Raw genomic sequence first — 3,479 nt, 5'->3', positions numbered from 1 at the left:
ATTTTGGTGTATCATTTAAGTAGTCCATAGTGTGCACCTTCCTGTAATTAGTTATTTTGTGGTGATTTAATTATATTACAGTTTGGTCCACTATGGGTATTTTTTATTAATTTTTTATTTAGTTCAATTTAATTTTACAATGAAGCAAATAAAGTTTAAATCCTTGAGTAGTATTATTCCTCAGACTCAAGGATTATTTTTTAGCTAGTTGATGGAAATAAAATCTTTTAAATATTAAAGGTGGTAATTGTAAAAATGTTTTTAAGGCAACGTACGTCGGGAAGTCTTTGTTATGGATTAACAGGTATGAAAGCCAAGGGTGAAAGGAAATTAACAATTGACAATACACGATTTAAAATTAAGTCTAAAAGAATATTGGACACAGACTTACATGGAAGAACACAGAGTAAAGAATAAAATTATTAAAGGCTTAAGTTGGTTTTTAATCTTATGAAAGCTAGTATCAAAAAAATTTTAATTTATATCTTTTATGAAAATGATTAATTCAAGTTATATAGATATCAAGCTTAAGTATATCACAGTAAAGATAAGGAGTATTAGACTTTAAAGGAGGAAGATAAAATTTAATGAGGCTTAATTCAGAATTAGCTCGAAAGATTGTAGAGAAGACGATGAGTGTCTTAGGAAAGAATATCAATATTATGGATCATAATGGGATAATTATTGCTAGTGGAGACCAAAAACGAATTGATACCTTCCATGAGATAGCAGCTAAAGTGATTGAAGAAGGAACAATAATTGTTGGAGAGGGTGAAGTGAAAAAGTATAAAGGGGTAAAAGCAGGGATTAACCTACCGATTACCTTTAATAATGAGATTATAGGGGTAGTGGGGATTACTGGAAAGATAGCTGAGGTTGAAGGTTATGGTAAGATAGTAAAGAATATGGTAGAGTTAATGCTACAACAGGAGCTATTATATCGAGAAATAAATAGAAAGAATAAAGTAAGAGAAAACTTTTATCAGCAACTACTAAGTAATGATATTAGTAATCTAGAATTATTAAAAGATAGAGCAAAATTATTAAAGATAAAATTTAATTTACCTAGAATAGTCTTGGTTATAAGGTTAAAATCTTTTAATAATGAGACTACCAGTAAAAAAATACAACAGATCTGTAGTAAACCTTATGATCGGGAAGATCAAGATGTTTTATTAATCAAAGGAGAAGACCTGGTATTAATTAAGACCCTCTTAAGTGATCAAAAAGAACAAAATAGAGAAGTAAAGAGGCTAGTAAAGGAGATAGAGAATAAATGTAAGAGGGAAGTTATTATAGGTGTTGGTCAAATCTTTGAGAGATTGGATCAATTGCATTTATCTTATCAGGGAGGAAAACATGCTTTAGAAGTAGGAGAGAAGATTTATAGTAAAGAAAAAAATAGAGATGTTTTTTATCTTAACCAATTAGGTTATGATTATTTTCTTCCTTTTATCCCTGAAGACCATATAAATTACTATTTACATAATCTATTTAATCATGATGTGGTAAGAATTTTCTCAGAAACTAACATAGGGGAGTTAATAGAGGCTTTATGTAAGAATAATTTGAATATAAGTAAGACAGCTGAGGAATTATCTATTCATCGTAACACATTATTATATAAGTTAAAGGATATTAAAAGGATGACTGGTATAGACCCTAAAGAAGTTAGAGGTTTATTTATATTATTGCTAGCATATCATCTGTATTTATATAGATATTAAAAATATGCATTTTGTACATTAAAATCCCTTAAAAAGGGATTTTTTTTAATTATTTGTACATTGTTTTTATTAATATTAACTAATATAATGGTGGTAGATATAAAATAATGAAAATATAAAGGTAGGGATTAAGATGAACAAGATATTAGTTGCGCCAGATTCTTTTAAAGGGAATTTAACAGCATTAGAAGTGGCAGATAATATAGAAAAAGGAATTTTGAGTGTCCTACCAGAGGTAGAAGTAATTAAGGTGCCTATGGCAGATGGTGGAGAAGGAACTGTTCAATCCCTTGTTGATGCGACAAAAGGTAAACTTATTTATAAAGAAGTAACAGGTCCTATAGGAGAAGCAGTTCAAGCCCAATTTGGGATTTTAGGAGATGGGAAGAGAGCAGTAATAGAGATGGCTACAGCATCAGGGCTACCTTTAGTTCCTCTTGATAAGAGAGATCCAACTAAGACAACTACTTATGGTACTGGAGAATTAATCAAAGCTGCTTTGGACCAAGGGGTAGAAGAGTTAATTATTGGGATTGGTGGTAGTGCAACTAATGATGGTGGAGTAGGCATGGCTCAAGCATTGGGAATAAGTTTTTTGGATAAGGATGGTAATGAAGTAGGTTTTGGAGGAGGAGAGTTGGCTAAAATTGAGTCGATTGACTTAAGTGGATTTGATTCGAGGGTAAACGAGATAGATATTAAAGTAGCCTGTGATGTAACAAATCCCCTATATGGTCCAAATGGAGCAGCATATATTTATGGGCCACAAAAAGGGGCGAATTCTAAGATGGTGAAAGAGTTGGATAATAACTTACGACATTTTGCAGCTATTGTTGCCAGAGAACTTAATAAGAATGTTCAAAATATATCAGGTGCAGGAGCAGCAGGAGGACTAGGAGCGGGATTAGTTGCTTTTCTTGGTGCTCAACTTAAAAGTGGTATCGAGATAGTTTTGGAAGCTAATAATTTTGTAGATAAGCTGGCAGGAGTAGATCTGGTCATAACTGGAGAAGGGCAATTGGATAATCAAACTGTTAATGGTAAGACTCCAATTGGAGTAGCAAGAGTAGCTAAAAAATATAATATACCTGTAATAGCTATTGCTGGAAATGTAGTTGATAATGTAGATAAGAAAGTGGAGGGGGAAATAGATGCTGTTTTTAGTACTAATCAGCAATTAATCCCCCTTGAAGAAGCAATGGAAAAAGCTCCAATCTGGTTGCAAATGATTAGTAGGCAGATAATGAAAACCTTTAAAATAAAGTTTTAAGTATGTGATCATATTATAGATTTGTGAATCTAAAATGAAATTTATCCAAAATAATTCCTAGCACCTGCACGTTGTTTTATCTTTTCAGGGTTACTATTAGTATAATCAGAAAATATCTTCAATTGGTTTGATAATTCTTCAATGGATGTATAAGCAGACTTATTAGATAAAAACTTCTTCATCCAATTCCACATATTCTCCTGAGGGTTAAGTTCAGGAGAATATGGAGGTTGGAATAATAGAAATAAATGATCTTTATTTTTGCGAACAAATTTCTTTACTAGATCTGCTCTATGAATACTAGCATTATCTAAAAGTACAAAAGTTTTTTCTATACCTCTTTGATGGTCATATTCTAATAATTTTTCTAAAAAAGAAATAATTTCTGTAGCACAGATTGAAATAGAATCTTTTGTTCCTTTTTTATATTTTTCATAGAGGAAATAGAAATCTCTTAATACTTCAGTAGCACCTATGATATT

Annotated in this window: 3 protein-coding genes; 2 read left to right on the top strand and 1 reads right to left on the bottom strand. The window is 31.2% G+C overall.

Features of this window, described 5'->3' with window-relative positions:
- The first annotated feature begins 587 nt into the window (after positions 1-587).
- Positions 588-1,727 (top strand): CdaR family transcriptional regulator, encoded by a 1,140-nt coding sequence (locus U472_RS11415; protein ID WP_068718567.1) that lies wholly within the window; start codon positions 588-590, stop codon positions 1,725-1,727.
- 133 nt (positions 1,728-1,860) lie between these two features.
- Entirely contained in the window at positions 1,861-2,997 is a 1,137-nt protein-coding gene (locus U472_RS11410; RefSeq protein ID WP_068718564.1) for a glycerate kinase, read from the top strand.
- A 41-nt stretch (positions 2,998-3,038) separates the two neighbouring features.
- Here the strand turns inward: U472_RS11410 and U472_RS11405 are convergent.
- Positions 3,039-3,479 (bottom strand): transposase (locus U472_RS11405; RefSeq protein ID WP_176714164.1); only part of this gene is annotated, 441 nt, incomplete at its 5' end.

The organism is Orenia metallireducens, from assembly GCF_001693735.1.
GTDB lineage: Bacteria > Bacillota > Halanaerobiia > Halobacteroidales > Halobacteroidaceae > Orenia > Orenia metallireducens.
The sequence above is the reverse complement of the archived record's forward strand: the minus strand, read 5'-3'. Positions and strand labels throughout refer to the sequence as shown.